Source organism: Streptomyces auratus (assembly GCF_050433025.1).
Classification (GTDB): Bacteria; Actinomycetota; Actinomycetes; order Streptomycetales; family Streptomycetaceae; genus Streptomyces; species Streptomyces sioyaensis.
Window position 1 is genome coordinate 1,320,232 of record NZ_JBNGCB010000001.1, and the last position, 21,520, is coordinate 1,341,751.

Annotated in this window: 20 protein-coding genes; 5 read left to right on the forward strand and 15 right to left on the reverse strand. The window is 72.1% G+C overall.

Annotated features, from left to right (window positions below):
• Positions 1-85 precede the first annotated feature (85 nt).
• From BKA18_RS05565 to BKA18_RS05600, 8 genes are all read right to left on the reverse strand, one after another.
• Positions 86-1,144, reverse strand: a complete 1,059-nt coding sequence (locus tag BKA18_RS05565; protein ID WP_366045194.1) for an ROK family protein — start codon at positions 1,142-1,144, stop codon at positions 86-88.
• 75 nt (positions 1,145-1,219) lie between these two features.
• Positions 1,220-2,194 carry a glycosyltransferase family 2 protein gene (locus tag BKA18_RS05570; RefSeq protein WP_366045195.1) on the reverse strand — a complete coding sequence of 325 codons (975 nt, stop codon included), beginning with the start codon at positions 2,192-2,194 and terminating at the stop codon, positions 1,220-1,222.
• A complete protein-coding gene (locus tag BKA18_RS05575) occupies positions 2,191-2,982 on the reverse strand; it encodes an HAD family hydrolase (RefSeq protein ID WP_366045196.1) in 792 nt (263 codons plus the stop codon). Before BKA18_RS05575 ends, BKA18_RS05570 begins: the two co-directional genes overlap by 4 nt.
• Entirely contained in the window at positions 2,940-3,890 is a 951-nt protein-coding gene (locus BKA18_RS05580) for a PfkB family carbohydrate kinase (RefSeq protein WP_366045197.1), read from the reverse strand. The genes BKA18_RS05575 and BKA18_RS05580 overlap by 43 nt, the downstream gene beginning before the upstream one ends.
• Positions 3,887-5,179, reverse strand: coding sequence for an aminoglycoside phosphotransferase family protein (locus BKA18_RS05585; protein ID WP_366045198.1), 1,293 nt, complete (start codon positions 5,177-5,179; stop codon positions 3,887-3,889). The genes BKA18_RS05580 and BKA18_RS05585 overlap by 4 nt, the downstream gene beginning before the upstream one ends.
• A gap of 22 nt (positions 5,180-5,201) precedes the next feature.
• Positions 5,202-6,110, reverse strand: coding sequence for an inositol monophosphatase family protein (locus tag BKA18_RS05590; RefSeq protein WP_366045199.1), 909 nt, complete (start codon positions 6,108-6,110; stop codon positions 5,202-5,204).
• Entirely contained in the window at positions 6,107-8,185 is a 2,079-nt protein-coding gene (locus tag BKA18_RS05595) for an aminotransferase class III-fold pyridoxal phosphate-dependent enzyme (RefSeq protein WP_366045200.1), read from the reverse strand. Before BKA18_RS05595 ends, BKA18_RS05590 begins: the two co-directional genes overlap by 4 nt.
• A 353-nt stretch (positions 8,186-8,538) precedes the next feature.
• On the reverse strand, positions 8,539-9,375 hold the full coding sequence (locus tag BKA18_RS05600; RefSeq protein ID WP_366045201.1) for an SDR family oxidoreductase: 837 nt from the start codon (positions 9,373-9,375) through the stop codon (positions 8,539-8,541).
• Positions 9,376-9,521: 146 nt separating this feature from the next.
• On the opposite strand from BKA18_RS05600, the gene BKA18_RS05605 reads away from it, so the two are divergent.
• The 4 genes from BKA18_RS05605 to BKA18_RS05620 all read left to right on the forward strand — a co-directional run bounded on the left by BKA18_RS05605 (position 9,522) and on the right by BKA18_RS05620 (position 13,491).
• A complete protein-coding gene (locus tag BKA18_RS05605; RefSeq protein ID WP_366045202.1) occupies positions 9,522-10,616 on the forward strand; it encodes a zinc-dependent alcohol dehydrogenase in 1,095 nt (364 codons plus the stop codon).
• Complete coding sequence (locus BKA18_RS05610) at positions 10,604-11,197, forward strand: HAD family hydrolase (RefSeq protein WP_366045203.1); 594 nt, start codon at positions 10,604-10,606, stop codon at positions 11,195-11,197. The genes BKA18_RS05605 and BKA18_RS05610 overlap by 13 nt, the downstream gene beginning before the upstream one ends.
• A gap of 71 nt (positions 11,198-11,268) precedes the next feature.
• Complete coding sequence (locus BKA18_RS05615; RefSeq protein ID WP_366045204.1) at positions 11,269-12,312, forward strand: hypothetical protein; 1,044 nt, start codon at positions 11,269-11,271, stop codon at positions 12,310-12,312.
• A gap of 303 nt (positions 12,313-12,615) precedes the next feature.
• The gene (locus tag BKA18_RS05620; RefSeq protein WP_366045205.1) at positions 12,616-13,491 is read left to right on the forward strand and encodes a serine hydrolase; all 876 of its coding nucleotides are present in this window, start codon (positions 12,616-12,618) and stop codon (positions 13,489-13,491) included.
• A 46-nt stretch (positions 13,492-13,537) separates the two neighbouring features.
• On the opposite strand, the gene BKA18_RS05625 is transcribed toward BKA18_RS05620, so the two are convergent.
• Positions 13,538-14,230, reverse strand: coding sequence for a response regulator (locus tag BKA18_RS05625; RefSeq protein WP_366045206.1), 693 nt, complete (start codon positions 14,228-14,230; stop codon positions 13,538-13,540).
• Positions 14,223-15,929: a sensor histidine kinase gene (locus BKA18_RS05630; RefSeq protein WP_366045207.1), complete on the reverse strand. Its 1,707-nt coding sequence runs from the start codon at positions 15,927-15,929 to the stop codon at positions 14,223-14,225. The genes BKA18_RS05625 and BKA18_RS05630 overlap by 8 nt, the downstream gene beginning before the upstream one ends.
• Positions 15,930-16,079: 150 nt before the next feature.
• On the opposite strand from BKA18_RS05630, the gene BKA18_RS05635 reads away from it, so the two are divergent.
• Positions 16,080-16,787, forward strand: a complete 708-nt coding sequence (locus tag BKA18_RS05635) for an AAA family ATPase (RefSeq protein ID WP_366045208.1) — start codon at positions 16,080-16,082, stop codon at positions 16,785-16,787.
• 17 nt (positions 16,788-16,804) lie between these two features.
• Here BKA18_RS05635 and BKA18_RS05640 read toward each other — a convergent pair whose 3' ends face one another.
• The 5 genes from BKA18_RS05640 to BKA18_RS05660 form a co-directional block, all read right to left on the reverse strand.
• Complete coding sequence (locus tag BKA18_RS05640) at positions 16,805-17,902, reverse strand: PP2C family protein-serine/threonine phosphatase (protein WP_366045209.1); 1,098 nt, start codon at positions 17,900-17,902, stop codon at positions 16,805-16,807.
• A 253-nt stretch (positions 17,903-18,155) separates the two neighbouring features.
• Positions 18,156-19,223, reverse strand: coding sequence for a class I SAM-dependent methyltransferase (locus BKA18_RS05645; protein WP_366045210.1), 1,068 nt, complete (start codon positions 19,221-19,223; stop codon positions 18,156-18,158).
• Positions 19,223-20,404, reverse strand: a complete 1,182-nt coding sequence (locus BKA18_RS05650; RefSeq protein WP_366045211.1) for a glycosyltransferase — start codon at positions 20,402-20,404, stop codon at positions 19,223-19,225. Before BKA18_RS05650 ends, BKA18_RS05645 begins: the two co-directional genes overlap by 1 nt.
• On the reverse strand, positions 20,401-21,222 hold the full coding sequence (locus BKA18_RS05655; protein ID WP_366045212.1) for an alpha/beta fold hydrolase: 822 nt from the start codon (positions 21,220-21,222) through the stop codon (positions 20,401-20,403). The genes BKA18_RS05650 and BKA18_RS05655 overlap by 4 nt, the downstream gene beginning before the upstream one ends.
• Before the next feature lie 3 nt (positions 21,223-21,225).
• A complete protein-coding gene (locus BKA18_RS05660; RefSeq protein WP_359364731.1) occupies positions 21,226-21,480 on the reverse strand; it encodes an acyl carrier protein in 255 nt (84 codons plus the stop codon).
• Positions 21,481-21,520: the final 40 nt, after the last annotated feature.

Sequence of the window (21,520 nt, forward strand, 5' to 3'; positions counted from 1 at the left end):
TCCGGCTGCCCCGTGACGGGGAACGGGCGGTGGCGCACCGGCGGGCAGGAGGACCTGAGGTGTCTTCCCGCGGCCGCCCGGCCCGTCAGGGTGCCGGGGCGGCAGGCGTGCCGTCGACCGTGGCGGACGGGGGCCGCCGTCCGTAACGGTCGGGGGCGAGGAGGGTCGCCGCAGCGCCCACCAGGCAGGCGTCACCGCCCAGAGCGGACGGGTGGAGGGAGACGTCACGGACGAAAGCCAGCCCGGCGAACTCCCGCATCCCGGCCTCGATGGCCTCGAACAGCACCCGGCCGGCCTGGGCGACGCCACCGCCGATCACGATCCGGTCCAGTGCGCAGACCGCACCCACGGAGGCGAACGCGGCGCCGAGGGCCCGGCCCGCGCGGTCGAAGGCGGCCGCGGCCACCGGGTCGCCGGCGCGGGCCGCGGTGCTCAGCTCGCGCGCCGTGGGCTGCCCGCCGGGCCCACGCCATCCGGCCTGGCGGGCCCAGGCGACCAGGGCGGTACCGCTGGCGTAGAGCTCCAGGCAGCCGCGGCTGCCGCACAGACACGGCGAGCCGTCGAGGTCGATGACGGTATGGCCGATGTGCCCGGCGTTGCCGGAACGGCCCGTCCAGGGACGCCCGTCGAGGAGGAGACCGCCGCCGACACCGGTGGAGACGACACAGCCGAGCATGTCGTCGGCCCCACGGCCGGCGCCTGCCCAGTGTTCGCCGACGGCCGCGCAGATGCCGTCGCCGACGAGGGTGACGGGGCATCCCGGTACCAGTGCGGCCGCCCGGTCCCGTACCGGGAAGTCCCGCCATACCGGGATCATGACGGGGCTGATGGTGCCGCGGGCCACGTCGAGCGGCCCGGCGGAACTGACGGCGATGCCGCGTACCCCGCCGTAGTGGGCACCCGCCTGCGACAGCGGGACAGCGGCCGCGCCGGCCACGGCGTGCCAGGCCGCGTCGGGGTCCTGCCCGGTGGGGGTGGGAATCCGCGTACGGGCCGACACCCGGGCCGCCGCATCCACCAGTGCCGCGGCGATCTTGGTACCGCCGATGTCGAGGGCCAGGACCGGGCGTGGGTCCTCCCCCGGTCCGGGAGAGGGCCGGGCGGAAGGGGGGTCCGTCGTCAGGGCGCGGGGGATACGGGTCATCACTACTCCGCTGGGGGTGGTGGACGCGGCCGGAAAGGCCGCGCGCGGTCCGTGCTCGCAGGCGGCGTACCGGCCCTACAGGTAGAGCACGCGATGCCGGACGCTTCCGACGAGCCGGCCGGACCGCAGGGCGGCCCGGGAGAGCCAGGCGGCACGGCGGTCGGTGCGGCCCACGAGGTGGAGCCCGTGGTAGAGCAGCCACCCCCACTCGCGCGCGAGGCCCGGGAGGGAGGAGCGTGGCATGCCGTGGGCGGCGAAGGTGCGGAAGAGCATGGGGTGGGACCGGCCGTAGCGGAACGCCTGACGCGCCATCTGCCGGACGGTCGAGCGCAGTTGGTAGTGCACGACGGCGTCCGGGACGAAGGCCAGTTCCCGGCCGGCGAGCTGCGCACGCCAGAAGAACTCGACGTCGTCGGATCCGTACAGGTACCTCTCGTCGAAGCCGCCGAGCTGCGCCCAGACCTCCCGTCGGGCACCGCAGTTGGCGCCGAGCGGGTAGGGCAGGAATCCGAAGGTGTCGGCGAGCGAGGCGGTCGGCTTGGGCGGGCGGGCGGCCAGCGCCACCGGATCGTTCAGGGAGACGCGTTCGAGGGCGCCGCCGACCGCCGGTGCCCGGCGCAGCGCCCGTTCCATCGCGGTGAGCCAGCCCGGGGCGACGACATCATCGGCGTCGCAGAACACCAGGACGTCGCCCTGACTGTGCCGGCAGCCCGTGTTGCGGGCGCGGTTGACTCCTCCTCCCCCGGTTCCCCGGGCGCGGACGACGACCAGCCGGGGGAGCCGGTGCCGGTAGGCCGCGGCGGCCTCCCCGGTGCCGTCCTGTGAGCCGTCGTCGACGACGATGACCTCCCACGGCCCGGCGTAGTCCTGGTCGGCGAGTGCCTCCAGTTGCCGGCCGAGCGTGGCGGCGGCGTTGCGGGCGGGGAGGACGACGGAGACCAGGGGGAGCGGCCGCGCCGGCTGCGCTTCCTGCGCCGGTGCCGGCTGCCCGCCGGTCTGCCGGTTCCGTGCCGGCCGCCCGCCCGTCTGCCGGCCGGGTGCCGCCGTCACGGCAGTCTCCCGGTGTCGGCGGAGCCGGTGGCCGGGCCGGGCGTGGCAGTCGTGGGCGCGGCGGCCCGCTGTCCCCGGGGCTGCGGGCCTTCCGGCGGGGGGCCGCCCAGCACCGCGGCGAGCACGGCGTCGGTGTCCCGCAGGTCGGGAAGCACCGACTCGGCGCCGGCGGCCCGCAGTTCCGCGGCGGTGTACGTGCCCGTCGCCACGGCGATCGGCCGGGCTCCGCCGGCGCGTGCGGCCTGCACGTCCCGGACGGTGTCCCCGATCACGACCGTGTTGTCCGGTCCGAAGACGGCTCCGTACCGGTGCCGTGCCCGCTGCTGCGCGACGCCCACCAGGTCGGCGCGCACGGCGCTGTCGGACCCGTACGCGCCGATCCCGGCCTCCACGCATTCGTACAGCGCGACGGCACGGAGCTTGCGGACGGCGTTCCGGAGCAGATTGCCGGTCAGCAGGGACTGGATCACCCGTGGCTCGGCGCGCAGGGCGGTGAGCGCTTCGCGGGCGCCGGGCAGGGCGTGGCTGTGGTCGCGCAGTTCCTTCGCCACCGCCCGCAGCGACCTCACCATCGCCCGGTCCGCCGCCGCCTGGGCGATGCCGGTGATCCCTTCGAGGGCCAGCAGCTCCTGCAGGATCGCGCGCTCGGTGCGGCCTTGCGTCTCCACGGTGGCGGTGGGCGGGCGCCCGGTCAGCAGGGCGAAGGCCCGGGGGTATACGGACGTGGCGGCCGGCCCGCTGACCATCAGGGTGTGGTCGATGTCCCAGAGAACGAGGGTGGTGCGCATGAGGCTCCTCGGTTGGATCGGTGCGGCCCCGTGGGGCCCGGGGTCCGGGCCACGGCGTAGGGTCCGCGGGTGGCCGTACACAGGGCCGCGGTGCCCGCCGCGAACGTCACGGCCTCGGCGGCACCGCTGCCGGTGCCCAGCGCGAAGGCCAGTGCGGCGGCGAAGTTGTCGCCCGCGCCGTAGCAGTCCACCACCGGGCGGGGAGGACGGACGGCCCGATAGCGTCGGGCGGTTCCGCCCCGTGCGCGGTACACGCCTCCTTGCGCGCCCTCGGTGACGACGAGCAGGCCGGGTGGACGGGGCAGGCCCGTCGGGTCGCAGCGCTCCGCGGGATCGTCCGCGCTGCCCACCATGGCGTCGACCGGGATCCCCGCGGTGGTGAGGAGGGGGAACTCCCGGCTGGTTGCGGTGAGGACCGCTGCCTGCCGTGCCCTCGCCAAGGCGCCCGCCCCACCGGCGGTGAAGTAGACGGTGTCGCAGGAGCGGAGGGTCTCCCAGGGCAGGTCGTCCGCTTCTTCCGGCTGGAGCCGCGCCCCCAGGGTGGTCGTGGTCCGCTCGCCGGAGGCGTCGACGAGGCTCACCGCGGACCGGGTGGGCCGGTCCCGTACGGCGGCCACCACCTCCACGCCGAGCCGGCCGAGCACCTCCCGGGAGCGACGGGCCGCCTGGTCGTCGCCGAGCGCCGTGAAGAAGGTGCACGCCCCGGCCAGGGCCGCGAGTCGCACGGCGGCCACCGCTCCGCCGCCGGCCGGCCCCTCCCAGAGGACGTCCGCGTGGACGATGTCTCCGCGGGCCGGCAGCTGCCGCACGCGCGCGAGGGTGGTCCATTCCAGGTGTCCGACGACCGCCGCCCGCAGGTGGGGGGCGCCAGTGGCCGGCGGGTGCCGGGGGGCCGGCGGGCCGGTCATGAGCCGGCCTCCCACCCGGGCCCGCCGGTCACCAGTGCCAGGTGCCGGTCCACGTCCGGTTCTGCCGGCCCCGTCAGCTGCCGGACCAGGTCGTCCAGGAGCAGGGTGCCCATCAGGTAGTGGCCCAGGGCGAGTTCCTCGGGCGGCGCGCATCGGCCCTCGGCGTCCGGTTTCGGCTTGCGGTCCGACAGACGGCAGGGCGCCTCTGCCAGGACATGGAGGTCGTGCGTGAGCAGCAGCCGCTGCCGCCAGCCGGGATCCCCCTCCAGCAGCCCGGGTATCGCGGAGGTCTCCAGGTACGGCAGGAAGCCGTGGGCCGCCGAGCGGTAGCCCGGATACACGGGCCGGCGAAACCCGACCCGGTAGCGCGGCGTTCCCCTCCCGGCGCCGCCGTCGATGGCGAAGCCCAGCCGGAGGGCGGGGTCCCACACGGTGAGGCTGAACAGGGTCTTGGCGAGGTCGTAGACGGGATCCCAGTGGTCCACGGAGCCGCGCGGATCGATGATGCGGTAGTCCGTCTCCGAGTCGGCTCGCGATCCGGTTTCCTGGTCGGCTCGTCCGACCAGGATGTTGCGGACGTTGGCGTCCCCGTGGGCGGGGAACATCAGCCGGGGCGGGGCCAGCCGCCGCAGCCGGGCGGCGTGTTCGTCCGACAGGCGGTGCAGCAGCCGGGCCGGCGAGGCGCAGCGCCGGTCGTTGATCACCAGCTCGTCGGCCGCGGCGACCTCGGGCAGACGGCGTGCCAGCACCGGGAGCCGGCGCAGGAACCTCCCGAGGTTGACGTCGGTGAGATGGCCGGCCGGGGCCGGGACCGTGCGGGTGGCATAGCCGTGCACGAACAGGCCGTGCACCACGGCGTCGTGCTGGGCGAAGAACCGCCGCGTTCCTTCCGGCCCCTCCCGCAGGCACGCCGCCAGGTCCCGGGACGGGTAGTACGGCGTGGTGCAGGCGGCCCATCCGCTGCCCTCGATGCTGTCCCGTACGGGCAGGTAGTGGGCGCCCAGTTGGGGTGCGGCCTGCCGGATGAGCCCGATCTGCTCGCGTTTTCCGCGGAAGGAGGCCAGGTCGTGCCCGTCGACGGCGCCGCTTGCCGCCGTCAGGACCTTCAGGACCAGCTCGGTGCCGTCGGCCGTGCGCGCCCGGTGGACGCGGGCCGGCGAACCACCGTCGAGGATCTCCTCGCCGACCTCCAGGCCGAGCCGCCGTGCGGCCGCTTCGCGTGCCCGCTGCTCGGCCGGGCCGGCGGTGGAGACGGGTCCCGTCGTGGGTCCGGGCGGGTTGGTGCTCATGGTGTCCTCCGGGCGTCGGCGCTCACCAGTGGATGGCGGACAGCAGGGACTGGTGGAGTTCGGGGGTGCACGCGGCGATGCAGGAGCGCTGGTTGCCGGCGCCGATGTCCAGCAGGAGGGTGTCGTGCAGCGACTCCCCGTAGGCGTCGGTGATGACGACACCGGCACGCTCGGCCAGGTACACCGACGCGGCGATGTCGTACGGGAAGAGGTGCAGGATGCTTCCGTGCCCCACCGTGCGGAATGCGGCCTCCGTCTCGGGGTGGTCGCGCAGCAGACGGTTGCCGATGTCGACGTAGGCGTCCATCTGGCCCGTGATGATCCGGGAAATGGAGTAGGAGGCGCTGTTGACGACGTAGACGCCGCCGCGGTTGGCAGAGGCGTCGATCAGGTGCCCGTAGGCACCCACCATCAGCTGGGCCGGGTGACCGTTGAACTCCAGGGTCCAGAACATCCGCTCCAGATCCGTGGTGGTCCCCGGGCACGGCAGCCGTCCCGGGTAGCCGCTGCTGTGGATGCCCGGCTGGGAGTCGTCGGCGTACATCCAGTGACCGGTCTTGATCTCCATGAGCATCGCGCAGTCGATGTCCCCGATGGTGGGGGCGTCGGTGTAGCGCGCGGCGGCGATCGACACGCACGCCGGCTCCATGTCGGCCGCTGCCCCGCGAGTGCCGTCGATCGGGTCGATCACCAGGACATGACGCGGGTGGGCGCCGATCCGGCGGAGCCCGTGGCTCTCGGTGTAGACGGCCAGCGGGATGCCGGCCTCGACGAGGTAGTCCCAGGCTGCTTCCTCGGCCAGGACGTCGACCGGGAACTCCGCGTCACCGCCGGCGGTGGTGCCGTCCACGTAGCGGCCGCCGGCACCGGCCCGGTCGGCACGGACGACGTGGCGGATGTGCGCCGCCAGGCCATGGACCAGATTCCTCATGAGGCGTCCAGGAACAGTCGCCGCAGACGGTCGCACATGTCGTCCGCCTCCTCCGTCGTCATGATCAACGGTGGTCTGACCTTGACGACGTTTCCGAAGCCGTACAGGGACGTACGCAGCAACAGGCCGTGCCGCATGCCGCGTTCGGCCAGGTGGTTGGTGAGCGCGGGGTCGGGTTCTCCGTCGCTGTCGACGATCTCGACCCCGATCATCAGGCCCTCGCCCCGTACGTCGCCCAGGAAGGGGACCTGGGTGGCCAGCTCCCGCAGCCGGGACATGACGTGCGCACCCACGGCGCGCACGTTCTCCAGGAATCCGGGGCGGCGGAGGATCTCGATCGTCTTGACCGCCGCGGCGGCCGCCAGCACATTGGCGCCGAAGGTGGAGCTGATGTGGTGCCCCTCCAGGCCGGTCAGCCGCTCCTGGGCGAGGATGCCCGCGATGGGCAGGCCCGAGCCGCCCAGCCCTTTGCCGAAGGTGAGCAGGTCGGGCGTGACGCCGAAGGTGTCGGCGGCGAACATCTGGCCGGTCCGCCCGAAGCCGGTCTGGATCTCGTCGAACACCAGCAGGATGCCGCGTTCGTCGCACAGGTCGCGCAGCGCCTGCAGATAGCCGTCCGGGGCCACGATGTTGCCCCCGTTGCCGGAGACCGGTTCCACCACCACGCACGCCACCCGGCCGGAACTGGCGTAGTCGATGAAGTCGTTGATGCGCTCCGCGCACAACAGTCCGCAGGTGGCGCGTTCCTGGCGGTAGAAGCACCGCGCACAGTACGGGTCGGGGACGTGCACCACGCCCGGTATCTGGGAGGGGAAGGGAGCCCGGCGGAAGGCGGCGCCCGAGGCGCCGATCATGCCGATGGTCTGTCCGAGGTGGGCGCGGAACAGCGAGACGACGTCCGGATTCCCGGTGTGGTGCTGAGCGATCTTGATGGCGCCCTCGTTGGCGTCCGAGCCGCTCGACGACTTCAGGTGGACCCGGCTCAAGCCGTCCGGCGCGATCTCCGCAAGCCGGCTGACCAGTTCGTTCACCGGACCCGACTGGAACTTGGACGTGACGTGGATGAGTTCGCCCGCCTGCGCGCGGACCGCCTCCACGATCTCCGGGTGGGAGTATCCGAGCGTCAGGTTGAAGGTTCCCGACGAGCAGTCCAGGTACCGCGTCCCGTCATCCGCACAGAGGTAGACCCCCTCGCCCCGGGCGGCCTTCAAGGGATGCGGTGGGTTGTAGTAGTGGCGCAGGACGTCGTCGACGTCCTCGCCACAGGAGTTCGCTGACGGCAACACGGTCATCCTGGGCGCTCCTTGCCTGTGTTCCGGAATACCTCGGCCTGCCTCGCGGGAGTCCGCACCACGCATCGCCCGAGGCTCGCGGGAGCCGTGCGGCCGCGGGGGTCCGCTCCGGGCCCGCAGCCCCATCGAGTCCAGCAGCCGCGGAAGGTCGGTGTGCGCGAAGGACGCCAGGGTCAGGTCTGCCTCGCTCAGATCCAGGCCGGCGGTCATCGCGTTGGGCACCGCGACGCACCGCAGGCCGGCTCTCTTGGCTGCGGTGATGCCGCTGGGCGAGTCCTCGAACGCCATCGCCTCGTCCGGCCGCAGCCCCAGCCGGTCCAGCGCCTCCTGGTACAGATGCGGCGCCGGCTTGGCCCGGTCGGGCTGCCCCTCCGAGCTGTGGATGGCCTGCCAGCCCCGTTCGATGCCGCACTGCCGGAGATAGCGGGCGATCCAGGGTCTGCGGCTGTTGCTGACGAGCGCCCGGGCCAGGCCCGAGCGGTCCAACTCGGCCAGCCACCGGCGTACTCCCGGGCGCGATCCCAGTCCCGCCAGCCGCTCCTCGGTGCTGCGCGAGACCACGGCATCGGCCGCCTCCCGATCAACGCGGCCGCCCGTCAGCCGCTCCAGTTCGCTCCACAGGTCGAAGCCGACCGTGCCCACGACGGTGGACCAGGTGCTTCCCGTGAGCACCTGTCCGTGCCGGTGGAATACCTCCGCGTACGCATGAAAGATATGCGGCTCGGGGTCCCACAAGGTGCCGTCGAAATCGAAGAAGACCGCGCGCAAAGGCAGCGCGCGCACGGCGGAAACGCCAGAGGGATAAGGATGCGGCACGGCGGCCCCCCGTGATGGAAGAAGCGGCGGCACAAAGTTTCAGCCACCCGCGGCTCAAGTCGCCCTCATTGAAAGCAGCGCCCAGCAGCGAATCAACCGGATGGGGCTAATGCTTCGGTCACCCCGTACACCGGCCCGTCGTGACCACGAAATTGTTTGTCACCGCACCGCAATCAGCACGGAGCTGCCCCGGCATTCCCCTCCGCACCGGGCATATCCGCCGGTGGCGGCCGTAGCGTGGGTCGTCTCCCGCCATGGAACGAGCTGTCCGGGAAGTCCGGGCACAGCCGGGTCGGAGCACAGAGTTTTTCGCCGGGGGCTCAGGTTGTTTCTTCCGTGCTGCCGCTCGCCATATCAGCGAGAGCCGCCGCCACATCAGGACCCAGGAAACCATGATGAACACTGCGCAATACCAGCCGCTTGGGGCGGCGGGGCGAGGCGAAAACGTCGTCGTTCCGGACGGGTACGACCCGGGTGGGAAGTCGCAGCGCCTCGGCGACTCTCGACATCAGCTCGAAGCGGGTCACCACCTCGGCACCGGCAAAGTGCAACAGCCCCTGGCGGTCCCAGAGTTCCTCCAGGGCAGGCGCGAGGATCGGCAGATACACCGGCGCGCAGACGACGTCCGTCTGTGCCTGCGTGACGGGGCCCGAAAAGCGCGCCATGAACCTGTCCGCCCATGGGCTGCGGCCGTAGACCAGGGGGATGCGGACCACCAGGTGGCCGCCCGGGCCCAGCAGCGCATCCTCCGCCGCGCACTTGGTCCGCCCGTAGACGTTCACGGGCGAGCGCGGGTCCTCCTCGGTGTACACCTCACCCGTGCCGTCGAAGACGTTGTCACTGGACAGCAGGAGGATCTTCGTCGGGGTATCCCGGAGCGCCGTGCGCAGCACCTCCACGGAGCGGACGTTGAGCGCGTGGGCGAGTGCGGGCTGCGCCTCGGCGGAGGCGAGGTCCACCAGCCCGGCGGCGTGAATCACCAGGTCGAAGCCCTGACCCAGAAGTGCGCACAGCGCCGCCTCGTCGCGCAGATCCACCGTCACCAGACCGGGCACGGCCCGTCGCGAGCAGGTACCCACCACCGTGTGGCGGGCCGAAAGGCTCTGCCACAGGGCTCCGCCCACATAGCCCGACGCACCGAGCAGCAGGATTTTCATCGGTCATCACCCGGGTCCTCATTCTCACAACCCGTCGGACGGGCTCACGGTTGGCGGGAATTCACCGACACCGGTCCGCAGCACGCCTCCGATGGGCCGCAACCGGCGAGAGCCCAGACCATACCTCCGGCCCAAGGAGCATGAACGTGGACAGCGACACGATGATGCAGGCCCTGGTCTTCGAAACGGGCGAGCGACTACGCCTGTGCAGCCGTCCGCTGCCCGCGCTGTGCCATCCGGACGACGTCCTGGTGCGGGTCGCGGCCAGTGGCATCTGCGGCACGGACCGGAGCATCGTCCTGGGCGACTTCCCCGCCCGCTCCGGCGTCGTGCTCGGACACGAGGCAGCCGGCGGGGTGGTGGCCACGGGTCCGGCCGTCGGCTCCCTGGCTCCGGGCGGACGCGTGGTGATCAATCCGACCTACCACTGCGGCAGTTGCCGGTACTGCCGTCGCGGGATGGCCGCCCACTGCGCGTCGAAGGACGGGCGCGAGATCGGGGTCGACCGCGACGGCACCCTCGCGGAGTACGTGGTGGTCCCGGCGCCCTTCCTGCACCCCCTGCCGCCGGGAGTCTCCTACCGCCGCGCCGCTCTCGTCGAGCCGCTGGCGTGCGTGCTGAACAACCTCACCGCCGCTTCCCTGCGCTGGACGGACCGCTGCCTGGTCCTCGGGGCCGGCCCCATCGGAACGCTGTGCGCCCTGGTGCTCGCCTTCCGTGGCCACCGCGTCACCGTGGTGGAACGCGACGCCGTCAGAGTCGAGCTGGCGCAGCACGTCCTGCCCGCGCCGACACAGGTGGTGCCGGCGCGGGGCGGGGACCTGTGGCCGGCGGCCGACGGCCGGGACGCCGGGCCGGACGTGGTCGTCGACACCACGGGGGTGCTGCTCGCCGACGCCCTGGAGGTGGTCGCGACCGGCGGAACGGTGGTGGCCATGGGCGAGCGGGAGACGGCCACCGCCACGATTCCCGTACGGTCTCTCGTCACCCGGGGAGTGCGCGTCGTGGGCGCCGGCCCCTATCCCCCGCACCTGTTCCAGACGGCGTTGGACCTGGCGCGTGACCTGCCCCTGGACAGCCTGGTCACCCATACTCTGCCGCTCCACCGGTATGCCGAGGCGTTCGCCGCCCTGCACGTCCCCCTGGCGGACACCCGGCCGGCACCGTCCTCGTACGCGGCCATGAAAGTGCTCCTGCTCCCCGGCGACCAGGCGAGGGAGGAATCCCGTTGCGCTGGCTGATCTTCGACTACGGCAATGTCATCAGCAGACAGAGCGAGGTCGTGCCGGAGCTCGCCGCCCTCCTCGGCGTGGAGCCGGAGCCCTTCGCACGCGGCTACTGGAGGTTCCGGGACGTCTACGACCGGGGCTGGACGGACCTTCGCTACTGGCGGGCCGTCGGGCACGCCGCCGGCAAGCGCGTCACCGTACGGCAGGCCGCCCAGCTCACCCGGGTCGACCTCGCCGGGTGGCGGGAGACCGCGCCTGAGGTGGTGACGCTGCTCGGTGAGCTGAACCGGGCGGGGGCCGCCCTGGCCCTGCTGTCCAACGCGCCCCGCTCGCACGGTCGGTTCTTCCGCCGCCAGCCGTGGTCCGCGCTCTTTCACCACCTGGTGTTCTCCGGGGAGGTCGGGGTCGCGAAACCGGAGAGCGACGTGTGGAGAGTCCTGCTCCAGCACCTGCGCTGCGCACCTGCCGACTGTCTGTTCTTCGACGACCGGCGCATCAACATCGACAGTGCCCGCGCGGCGGGGATACCCGCCCGGCACTGGACCGGACCGGCCGAGGCGCGACAAGCCATCGCCGAGGCGGGATTTCACTGAACGAGCCCCCACGTGCCGGCGTTGTCGACAAGCGATCGGACGCCCGGGGGAAGAGAAAAGAGGAGATCCACATGTCAAGAACACCGTGCACCGACGCTGCCCGGGGCCGACGCCGGAGAAGTGTGCTGGCGGGCGCCCTCGCCACCACTGTCCTCTCCGGCCTGGCGCTGATCGGCTCCCCCACACCTGCCCATGCCGATGACGGCCAACAGGCGAACGTCGACGAAAAGCTGTACCAGAACGAGCAGGACGTCCTCACGGCGATGGAGAAGTGGGCGCCCGTCAAGCCCTCGGAGAGCGTGATGGGTTACCCGAAGGGCCTCGACAGGGACAAGGACGGCAACGTCAAGGCCATCACCCTGGCGGACGTGCAGCCCAAGTACGACCCCGACGAGGCGGTCAAGGACGCCGAACTGGCGGCCGCGCAGTACGCGGCCGACACGAAGAACCCCGCGCCGCTCAGGGCGAGCGCCGAACACCTGTCGACGGGCTGGCCCGGCTCGAAGGCGGCAAACGGACCCGACATCCGTCCGAACACCAAGAACGATGTGGTGGGCGGACAGCCCGCTGAGCAGTACTGCAACATGGTCAACAAGGACCCGGATCATGCGGCGTTCGGGCAGACGGCACCCTGCATCTTCGTCGGCAAGGTCGACGAGAAGTGGCCGGTGCGGGGATCCACGGACGGTGTGGCGGGCGGGGGGACGCTCAGCTACAAGGTCTCGGGGTCCGTCACCGACGAGAAGAGCACGACGGAAGGCTGGTCGGCGGGCGGCAAGATCTCGCCCAAGATCACCGGAACTCCCGCCGGAGACAAGGGAGGAGCGGGCGGAGAGATCGGCGGTGAGGTCAGCTTCACCTACAGCTACTCCTCCACCTCCCTCAAGCGAGTGATGAACACGCTGGAGACGTCGGTCCAGATCGAGGTCCCGAATGACAAGAAGGGCTATCTGGAAGGCCGGGCCAACGGCGCGTACTACACCGGCTACATCGTCGTCCGCGACATCGACAGCAACAACCAGGAGTCGCTGGTCGCCATACCCGCCCGGGCCTACGTCCAGGCGCCCGACACCACCAGCCCGCAAACCTGGTTCAAGCGGCTGACGCCCGCGTAGCACGCCCGCCCGGGCAGCTGCGGTACGCCATCCGCCCGTCACCGGCGCCGAGTCGGCCTCGGCGCGGTGACCACGTTTCCCCTGTGCCGGCCCTGCCCGACAACCAGGGCCGGCGGCTGCTTCCCGCACCCCTCAAGCCTGGACCGCGAGGGTTCAGGCACCCCGAAAGGACAGCGTTCAGCAATGAAATGGTCTTCCACCCTCACCGCGGCGGCACTTGGAGCCGGAGCGGTTGCCGGGCCCGTCGCAGCGGCTTCGCCTTCCGTCGCGGCACCGCAGCGAGCCAAGGCAGCCACCTCGACGGTGCGATGCACATCCAAGGATCGAGAGCTGGCCACGAAACTGGCGAGCGATATAGCCAAGGCGCTGGAAAGCCGGGCGAGCATGGCCTCGCTCTCCTTCTACGACCGGCCCACCGGAACCAGGTGCACCGCCGACGCTGCCAAGCAGTACGACTCGGCGAGCGTGGCGAAGACGATCATTCTCGGCGCCTTGCTGTATCAGCGGGGCGGCGACCTGACCGGGGAAGAAGACGCTCTCGCGCGCAAGATGATCGTCGATTCGGACAACGATGCCGCGACCACCCTGTGGAAGCAGTTGTCCGATCTGACGGATCCCAAGAAGCCGGACCCGGTGAAGATCCAGGAATTCCTCGACAAGGCCGGGATGCAGCAGACCGTCCCCGACAAGGAGGGCTTCTGGGGCCTCACCCAGGTCACCGCGCACGACCAGGCCAAGCTGTTGCGGCTCTTCTCGGGTGACGATGATGCAGTGCTCGGGAGCAAGGCCCGCGCTTACGCACTCGACCTCATGAACCACGTGCAGAGCATCCAGCGCTGGGGCGCCACGGCCGGTGCTCCGGTCGACTCCGTGATCCATGTGAAGAACGGCTGGCTGCAGCGCAGTCAGAACCCCGACGTCGACGCATTCGACAGAGGCGACTGGAAGGTGAACAGCATGGCCGTCCTCACGGAGCACGGCTACGACTCCGGTCTGGTCGTCCTCACCGAGAACAACAGAGTTCCTGAAGGGCACCCCACCAACGAGGGGTGGGATTACGGGATCGACACGATAGAGACCATTTCCCGCGCCATATACCGGGACGTTTATCCCGGCGCTGAGGGCTACGACCCCAGCAGGCCGACCGTTCCGGCTGCCGAGCCACCCACCGCAGGGTAAGCGAGCGGGGCCCCGGGGCTTCGGCCCACGAACCCCGCCCCGCGCCTCAGCCCATGAGCCCGGCCTGGTGCGCCAGCAGCGCCGCCTGCACCCGGCTGCCGCACCCCGTCTTCCCCAGGATCGAGCCGACGTGGCTCTTGACCGTCCCCACGCCGATGCCGAGCCGCCTGCCGATCTCCAGGTTCGAGAGCCCCTCCCCCAGCATGCGCAGCACCTCCCGCTCCCGGCCGGTCAACTCCGTCACCCTGCTGTCCGCGCCGGTCGCCCCGCCTCCGCCGCGGCTCAGCATCTGCCGGATGACGGTCCCGGTGACGCCGGGCGAGAGCACCGCGTCCCCCGCGGCCGCGGCCCGTACCGCGCTGATCAGCTCCTGCGGCCCCTCGTCCTTGAGCAGGAAGCCGGTGGCGCCGTCCCGCAGGGCCCGCAGGACGTTCTCCTCGTCGCCGAAGGTGGTGAGCATGACCACCTTCGGCGCGGGGTCGAGGGCGGCGAGCGGTGCGACGGCCGCGAGCCCGTCGAGTACGGGCATGCGGACGTCGAGGAGCACCACATCGGGCCGGTGCTCGGCGCCGAGCCGGACGGCCTCGGCGCCGTTGGCCGCTTCGGCCACCACCTCGATGCCGTCGGCGTGCCGGAGGACCAGCCGGACGCCGTGCCGGATCATCTCCTCGTCGTCGGCGAGCAGCACCCGGATCGCGGAACCCGCCCCGGATTTCCCCGAGTTGGCCTGGTCAGTCATGTGTCCTTCTCCCACTGTGCGGTTCGGTCACCACCGGAACGGTAAAGCGGTCGATCGCGATCAGAGTGTCGGACCGGAAGCAGTAGCGGACGAGCTCCAGCCGCCCGTGCGCGGACTTTGCGTCCGTGTACGGATACAGGCAGTCCGTGGCGGAACCCGGCCGCGGCGGTTCGCGCCCGGCGGCCGCCGCGCGCGACGCGGCGTCGTCCGGCGCCACGGCGCGCTGCACCTGCTCCCTCGTCATCCCCACCCGGGGCGGTGCCGGGCTCCGGTACGCGAGGTCGTACCGGGAATGGTCCACCAGCAAGACCCCGAACAGCGTCATCGCGCCCAGCCCCACCAGGCCGAGCAGCCCGGTGACGGCAACGGCGATGCGCCGCTGGAGGACGGAGAGCCTGCTGCCGGGCTCCTCGACGGCGACCGGTCCGCTGTCATACGGCGCCGCCTCCACCGTCTCCGCGCCGGGCCCGGGGTCGGCGGGGAGGTCGGCCGCCACGGCGAAGCCGCCGCCGGGCGTCCGCCCGGCCTCCAGGCCGCCGCCGAGCAGCGCCACCCGCTCCCGCAGCCCGGTCAGCCCGCGACCGGAGCCCAGCCCGGTCACGACGGGCGGCCGCGTGGGCGGAGCGCCGTTGCGCACCCGCACCTCCACCCGCTCGCCAATGTGCCGGACGGCAACGGTCACATGAGCCCCGGCCGCGTACCGGTGCACATTGGTGAGCGATTCGCGCACCACGCGGTGCACCGCCCGCCGCACCCGGGCCGGGCGGGCGTCGAGATCCGGCCCCTCCCACACCAGCTCGGCGGGGATGCCGCCGCCGCGCGACTCCTCGACCAGCGCCTCGACGTCCGCTCGGGTGCCGGTGGCATCGGTCAGCGCGCCGATGCCGGGCTCGCCGCCCAACGGCCCGAGGACCCCCAGCACCTCCCGCAGCTCCTGCATCGCATCCCGGGTGGCACGGCGCACCACCGCGGCCTCGTCCCGCAGCTCGGGCGCCTCCTTGAGCAGCGCCATCTCCAGCCCGCCCGCGTGCAGCGAGACCAGGCTCAGCCGGTGCCCGACCAGATCGTGCATCTCCGCGGCGATCCGCGACCGCTCGCGCATCCGGGACTCGCTGTCCGCCAGCCGCCGCGCCTCCTCCGCGGCGGCAGCGCGCTCCCGCAACGCCCGCAACAGCCGGTCGCTCTGCCCGGCGGCGGTACCGACCAGCCCGGGCACCACGACCGTGGTGACGGCGAACACCGCAGCCAGCGCCAGGCCGAACAGCCGGCTGCCCACACCCAGCACGGGAGCAAACGCCGCACAGGTCAGCATCGCCGAGGCGGCCGCCGCGAGCAGCACCCCGACCTGCCGCCGTGGCGTGGGCAGCTGCCGGGCCGCGGTGTAGGCCGCCACCGCGGTCAGCAGCGCCACGGACGGCGCCACGCCCATCAGCGCGGCCAGCCCGACCACACTGGCCACCGGGTACCGGCGCCGCACCAGCATCAGCGCGATGCCGACGGCCCCCAGGGCCACCGCCGCCCAGACCGCCCCCAGCCTGGCGTCGATCGCCGACTCGGCCTGGTAGCCGAGCAGCACGAGCGCCCCGGCCAGCACCGCCTCACCGGCCGCCCGCCACAGCTGCGGCCCCGGCTCCCCGGGCTGCGTAAAGAGGCTCCGGGTAGCACGGTTCTCGGACACGGGTGGGGCGCTGGACGACATGACGACGATTATCCGGGGCGACGCACGGGGCGCCCCTGCTCCTTGCGGCGGACCCGCCTCTGCCCAAAGACAGAGGCCCACGAAAGAGGCCGATGAACGGCAGGCGCGCCGGTCCTCCTCGTTCCCGGGCCACCGTGCGAGACTCGACGCGTGATTATCGAACGTGCGTACGCACACGTGGCCTCCGGTGACGACCGGGAGTGGCCCTGGTCCGTGCCCTGTGTGCGCGACCTCCTGGCGAACGGGTTGCGCTTCACCGCGCCGGTGACCTTCCTCGTCGGCGAGAACGGCTCGGGCAAATCGACGCTGGTCGAGGCGCTCGCCGAGGGCTTCGGTCTGGACCCCTGGGGCGGTTCCCACGACTGGCGCTACGCCAGCCACCGGGCCAAATCGGCGTTGGGCGAGCGGATCCGCTTCGACGCGGCCCCGCGTGGACGGCAGATGCTGAGCAGCTGGTCGGCCCGCAAGGGGTTCTTCCTGCGCGCCGAAACAGCGCTGAACGCGCTGGAGCGGGAGGGGTTCGCGCCGGATTCCGTCAGCCATGGCGAGGGCTTCCTGGAGGCGTTCCGGTGGAAGTTCCTCAAGCCCGGGTTGTACGTGATGGACGAGCCGGAAGCCGCGCTGTCGTTCGCCTCCTGCCTCGAACTGCTCGGCCATGTCGACCAGTTGGTGAAGAGCGGTGGTCAGGTCGTCTGCGCCACCCACTCTCCGCTGCTGACCGCGCTGCCGGGTGCGGACATCGTCGAGATCGGCGAACACGGCATGCGCCGAGTGGCCTGGGATGAACTCGCCCTGGTCGATCACTGGCGCCGCTATCTCGGCGACCCGCAGTCCTACCTCCGGCACGTCCTCGGCTGAGACCCCCACGAGGCGCCCTACGCCCGGGAGGCGAGGCTGCGGGTGACCGCCAGGATGGCCATGTCGTCCTGGCCTTCGCCGCCGGTCCAGCGGCCGACGTCCTTGATCAGGGCTTCCACCAGGGCCTCGGGGTGGGTGAACCGCCGGCCCATGCGCCTCGAACGCAGCGGGTCGTAGAACGTTCCCTGTTCGTCCCGGGCCTCGGTGACCCCGTCGGTGACCAGGAGCAGCGAAGCGCCCGGGGGCAGGCGCACCACCTCGGCCGGCGCGCGCTCCACGGGAGCGAGGTCGTCCAGCCCCATGCCGAGGGGCAGCTGCGGGACGGCCGGATCGAGTCGTACGAGCTGCCCGCCGTGGACCAGGTACGGGGGCGGATGCCCGCGGTTGACCAGCCTCAGTACCTGGCCGTCGGCGGACACCTCGGCCAGTACGGCGGTGGTGAAGCCCTCGCTCGACGGAATCGGGCCGGCCCGGGCCGCCGCCCTGGCCATCGCCTCGTCCAGCCGCTGCACCAGCGTCTCGAGCGTGGGAGCGTACTCGGCCTCCTGCCGGAAGGCGCCGATGGCGACCGAGACGGCGGCGACGGCCTGGATACCCTTGCCGCGTACATCGCCGATGATCATTCGCACCCCGAAGGGTGTCTCCTGTACCGCGTACAGGTCACCGCCGATCCGTGCCTCCGCCTGCGCCGCGACATATCCGGCGGCCACCGCCAGCGGACCGGCCCGCTCCGGCGGGTCCGGGAGCACCGCCAGCTGGACCGCCTCCGCGAGATCCCTGGTCAGCGCCAGATCACGCCCCTGGCGCGCGATCAGCCCGTTGATGGCCAGCGCCAGCACACCGATCAGGCCGACCACGGCCAGATCGACGAGCAGCGGCGTCGCCGGCCGCCCGCGCTCGATGTCCAGCCCCACCGAGACCGCGCACGTCACGGCCACGACAGTGACGGCGGAACGGTAGGGCAGCATGGCGCCCGCGATCAGCGGCCCGGCCGCCAGGAGCGGCAGTCCCAGGTACGGCTCGAACGCGAAAAGGTCCAGCAGCACGCCGGTCACGAGGGCCAGCGCCACGAGCGTCCACGGCACCTTCACCGGCGCGGGCTGCAAGCCATTCACAGTGCCCTCTCCTGCTGCCGGGCCGCGCTCGCGACGCGGAACGAAACGTAAGGCCACGGCACGATGCGCCTCACCGACTACCTCGGTATGCCCATCGCTTCACAGATGCGCGGTATGTGCAACAGATGCAGGGTGCGCGCGGCACCGGGCGCCGCACCGCCTGGCCTGGGGCAGGAGAAGCGGCTCCGGTTCAGGAGAAGCGGCTTCGAGGAGCCGCGTCGGTGGCGGTGACCGAGTGTGACGGTGGGCACCGTCAGCGCGGTCGGTCATCGCGGCGGGCCAGGACACGGTAGGCGTTGGAGAAGCCCGGCCGCCGCCGGGTCCCGGGCTTGATCAGGCGGTCGAGCAGCCAGCCCAGCACGAGGAGGGGAACGCCGGCGGCGAGCACGGTGGCCCGCAGGACGCGGCTCGCTCGTCCGGGTGCCTCGGCGTACCACGGTTCGTCCTTACGGGGGGCCACGCTGCTCAGGGCCAGCCAGGCCGCGGCGAGCAGGTCGACGGGGTCGTGCGGTTCGGCGTGTTCCTCCGCGACCACCGTGAACCCCAGCTCGGTCAGTCGCTCGCGCAGATTTCCCACCGGAATGAAGTGCAGGTGCTGCGGCTGGAGCCACGGCAGCCACCAGCGGCCGAGCAGCCGGCCGAACCGGCACTGCGGGTCCGGCACCTCGATCAGCAGATGCCCGCCGGGGCGCAGGGCCCGGTGCGCCGCGATCAGCTCGGCCTCGGGATCGGTGCTGTGTTCCAGGTAGTGGAACATGCTGACCACGTCGTACTGCGCGGCCAGTTCCCCGGCCAGTTCGACGAAGCCGCCCCGGTAGCCCCGCTGCACCCAGCCTCGTTGCTGGGCGGTCTCGACGCCCGCGCTGATGTCCAGCCCGTCGAAGACCGTATGGGGCAGGACGGCACGCGCCGCGTCGCAGAAGTGCCCCTGTCCCGTCCCCACGTCGAGCCAGGTCTCCGGCTCGGCGTGGGGCAGCACGGCCTCGGCCCTGAGCGGGTAGCGGGCGTCGTGCCCCCGGAAGAGCGCGGCGAGGTTCTCCTCACCGAGCCCGTCGTAGAAGTCGCGGTAGTAGAACTCCAGCCCCTCGGCGTTGAGTTGGGGGTTCTGGAAGACGTGGCGGCAGTCCTGGCACTGTTCCAGGACGAACCTGCCGGGCTTGCCCTGCAACAGGTCGCGGGTCTTGAGCCGTACCTTCAGCCGGGCCGCACCGCACCACGGGCAGTCGGTGCGGCGCGGCTGGAAGAACCGCGCCGGCCCGTGCGCCAGGTCGTCCTGGTAGCGGGAGCGCAGTGCGGCGACCTGATCGACCCTGCTCATCATCAACGGCTTTCTGTGGCTGGGAGCGCGGCGAGGTGTTCGAGGTGGGCCGCGGCGGCGGCTGCGCCGCCGGCGGCGCGGAAGGACCGGCCCACCCGTTCCGCGGCGGCGCGGTGGCCCGGTTCGTCGAGCACGGCGTCCAGGGCCGTGCCGAGCTGCTCGGCGCTCGCCCGGCCGAAGCGGACGCGCACGCCCGCGCCGGCGTCGACCACCTGGGCGGCGATGGTGGGCTGGTCGTCCCGGATGGGGGCGACCACGAGGGGCAGCCCGTGCCACAGCGCCTCGCAGACGGTGTTGTGCCCGCCGTGGCAGACCACGGCGTCGCACCGCTCCAGCAGCGCCAGTTGGGGCACGCTCGGGCGCACGAGCAGCCCTTCTCCGCTCTCCTCCAGCGTTCCCGACGGGTCGACGACCACTGCCTGCAGCCGGTCCGACCGGGACCGCACCGCCTCCGCGCACGTGGCGAGGAAGCGCGCCCCGACCTCGGCGTTGGCCGTGCCCAGGGTGATCAGGACCGTGGCGCGCCCGGGATCCAGCCGGTCCCACGGAAAGTCGTCGGTGGCCGGCCGGGAGGCGAGGGACGGGCCGACGAACCGTACCTGGTCGCCGAAGGAATCGGCCGACCCGACCAATTCCTCGGTGCTGAAGGTCAATACGAGCCGGTCGGACAGCCGCGGGTCCACCGTGCTGTCCGGATCGCCGATCCGCTGCCGCAGGGCGTGCAGCCTGTCGGTGATCCACTCCTCCACCTTGGGCATGCCGGCCAAGGCGGTGAACCCCGCCGAGGTGGTCGCCGACGTGGCCCAGGGGATGCCCAGCTGCTCGGCCACCAGCCCGCCGGCGACGGCCTGCTGGTCGGCGATCAGGACGTCCGGACGGAATTCCGCCACGGCGGTCCGCACCCCCGGGGCCATCTGCTCCGCCAGGGGGATGAGGAACCGCTCCCAGAGGAACTTCAGCGCCGCCGGTCCGCGGAGCGAGAGCGGCCGCAGCAGGGCGGGGTCGTCGAGCGGCGGCGCGGCGCACGGGAACACCGCTGCCCGCTCGCCGGCCAGCGGCCGTACCACGTCCGGCAGTCCGGCCCAGGCGACCTCGTGCCCCCGCCGGACCAGCTCCGCCGCGACGCCGAGGGTGGGGTTGATGTGGCCGACCAGCGGCGGCACCACGCACAGGAATCGGCTCACCGGCCGCCGACCTCCGCCGCCCCGGCAGCGTGGTGCTCGCGGACCCACCCGGTCAACAGGTCGCGCACCAGGTCCGTGGCCCCCATCAGGACCCAGTGCTCCTGGTCCGGCACCACGACGGTCCGGCAGTCGGTGAGCAGCGACTTCAGCCAGGGTTCCTGGGCGGCGAGTTCCGACTCGCTGCCGTAGACGGCCAGCACCGGGCAGCGCAGTGCGCGGATCTCGTCCTCGTCCAGCAGCCGGCTGGCAGGGATGTCCCGGGCCATGGTGCTGGAACTCAGCAGCCGCGAGGCCGACTTCACCCGGCGGGTCACGTGCGGCCCGTGTTCCCGGGTCAGCTGCTCGTGGAGGTCGCTGCGCGCGAACTCGTCGGCCGCGCGTTGCAGGTTGACGGCCATCTTGCGCGACCAGGCCTCGGTGGCCGGCTCGGATTCGATCACCGCGACGCTGGCCACCCGCTCGGGCCGGCGGGCCGCGTAGCTGAACGCGATGGTGCCGCCGTAGGAGTTGCCGACCAGGTGGACCGGTCCGGTCACCGCCAGCCGGTCGAGCAGCGCGTCGAGGTCGCTGACGAAGTCCTCCAGCAGGTAGCCGCTCGGCACCCGCTCGCTGTGACCATGACCGCGCAGGTCGTACATGATCACGTCCATCCCCTCGGCGGCGAAGACCGGCGCCAGGGTGAAGTAGTAGCTGACGAGGCTGTCCACGAGCATGCCGTGGACGAACACCACCGTGGGCGGCGGCGCGGCGTCCGTGGGGTTCCGGGCGGGCATCTGCTCCACGTGCAGGGCGATGCCGTTGGCGTTGATCACCGCCACCGTTCAGCACTCTCCCGTCTGGCGCAGGCAGCCGACCACGTAGTCCACGAGTTGGCCGATGGTGAGGTAGATGATCTCTTCGAGTTCGAGGCCGGCGAGGAACTCGGCGAAGTTCACCCGCTCCCCGTACCGCGCCGCCAACTGGCCGCCGAGGGTGACCAGATCGATGCTCTCCAGGTCCAGGTCGTCGTGGAACCGGGTGTCCCGGGTCATCTCGACCTCGTCCAGCCCCTGATCGTCGAGCACGGCCCGCAGCATTCCGGTGATCTCGTCGAACACCACTGTCTCGTCCGCGCAC

Bases quoted from the DNA above. Each gene is read 5' to 3' on its own strand.
- BKA18_RS05590 (WP_366045199.1), bottom strand. From the start codon at position 6,110: ATGAGGAATCTGGTCCATGGCCTGGCGGCGCACATCCGCCACGTCGTC.
- BKA18_RS05585 (WP_366045198.1), bottom strand. From the start codon at position 5,179: ATGAGCACCAACCCGCCCGGACCCACGACGGGACCCGTCTCCACCGCC.
- BKA18_RS05600 (WP_366045201.1), bottom strand. From the start codon at position 9,375: ATGAAAATCCTGCTGCTCGGTGCGTCGGGCTATGTGGGCGGAGCCCTG.
- BKA18_RS05625 (WP_366045206.1), bottom strand. From the start codon at position 14,230: ATGACTGACCAGGCCAACTCGGGGAAATCCGGGGCGGGTTCCGCGATC.
- BKA18_RS05575 (WP_366045196.1), bottom strand. From the start codon at position 2,982: ATGCGCACCACCCTCGTTCTCTGGGACATCGACCACACCCTGATGGTC.
- BKA18_RS05615 (WP_366045204.1), top strand. From the start codon at position 11,269: ATGTCAAGAACACCGTGCACCGACGCTGCCCGGGGCCGACGCCGGAGA.
- BKA18_RS05580 (WP_366045197.1), bottom strand. From the start codon at position 3,890: ATGACCGGCCCGCCGGCCCCCCGGCACCCGCCGGCCACTGGCGCCCCC.
- BKA18_RS05630 (WP_366045207.1), bottom strand. From the start codon at position 15,929: ATGTCGTCCAGCGCCCCACCCGTGTCCGAGAACCGTGCTACCCGGAGC.
- BKA18_RS05565 (WP_366045194.1), bottom strand. From the start codon at position 1,144: ATGACCCGTATCCCCCGCGCCCTGACGACGGACCCCCCTTCCGCCCGG.
- BKA18_RS05660 (WP_359364731.1), bottom strand. From the start codon at position 21,480: ATGCTGCGGGCCGTGCTCGACGATCAGGGGCTGGACGAGGTCGAGATG.
- BKA18_RS05645 (WP_366045210.1), bottom strand. From the start codon at position 19,223: ATGATGAGCAGGGTCGATCAGGTCGCCGCACTGCGCTCCCGCTACCAG.